The organism is Paracoccus acridae (genome assembly GCF_014642735.1).
Classification (GTDB): Bacteria; Pseudomonadota; Alphaproteobacteria; order Rhodobacterales; family Rhodobacteraceae; genus Paracoccus; species Paracoccus acridae.
The window spans coordinates 1-826 of record NZ_BMIV01000081.1 but is presented as its reverse complement, the minus strand read 5'-3'; the positions used below and the strand labels follow the sequence as shown (position 1 = coordinate 826).

The following is an 826-nucleotide window of genomic DNA, read 5'->3' as shown; positions in this document are numbered from 1 at the left end:
GTACAAGCCGAGGTCATCTCCGAGCCCTCGCGCACCGTGGTCCAGGGCACGCTCATTGAGGCGACGCTCGCCAACGCCATCTCAAGCCAGCTCGAGGGCAATGTCGCGGCAACCGTCAGCTATGACGTCTGGTCGATGGACATGGCCAATGTCCTGATCCCGCGCGGCGCACGGCTTTTTGGCCGCTACAGTTCGTCTGTCGAGAAGGGCCAGCGGCGGATCATGGTGGCCTGGGACCGGGTGGTGACGCCCGACGGGCAGTCAGTCGACCTTGCCGCCTACGGGACGGACCGCGTGGGGCGGGCGGGCGTGACGGGTCGGGTCAATACCCGCACCCTGGCGCGCTTCTCGGCGGCGGCAGCCGTGTCGATCATCGGCGCCGCCCCCGCGGTGCTCGCGGCCGCCGTTGAGGAGGATAGCGGCGACGGGATCGCCCGCGACACGGCCGAGAACATCGGCAGCAACGCCAGCGATGCGATCGGCGGGGTGATCAAGGACTATATCGATATCCCCGCCACGATCAGCGTCGATCAGGGCGCCGTGGTCATGGTCATGGTGAACGCCGATCTGGAAATGTTCCCATGACGGAGGTGGGCCATCTGGAAACCCGGCTCCAGGTGCTGCGCCCGTTGCTTGGCGATGAGACCACCATCGAGATCGCTATCAATGCCGACGGCCGGGTCTGGGTCGAGCGCGCAGGCGACAGTCATATGTCCCTGGCCGGGATCATCCTCCCGCCAGTCGAGGTCAGGGATCTGGCGGGTCTGATCGCCAACAAGCAGCGTCTGACGCTGACCGACAGCCAGCCCGCGATCTCGACCACCAT

At 66.5% G+C, this 826-nt stretch carries 1 protein-coding gene and 1 pseudogene; both read left to right on the top strand.

Features of this window, described 5'->3' with window-relative positions; all coding sequences use genetic code 11:
- The coding region (locus IEX25_RS19855; RefSeq protein WP_188717449.1) for a TraB/TrbI/VirB10 family type IV secretion system protein at positions 1-585 on the top strand (585 nt) is incomplete at its 5' end.
- Positions 582-826, top strand: a pseudogene (locus IEX25_RS19850) (type II secretion system protein E); the annotation flags it as partial. The gene IEX25_RS19855 and the pseudogene IEX25_RS19850, both read left to right, overlap by 4 nt.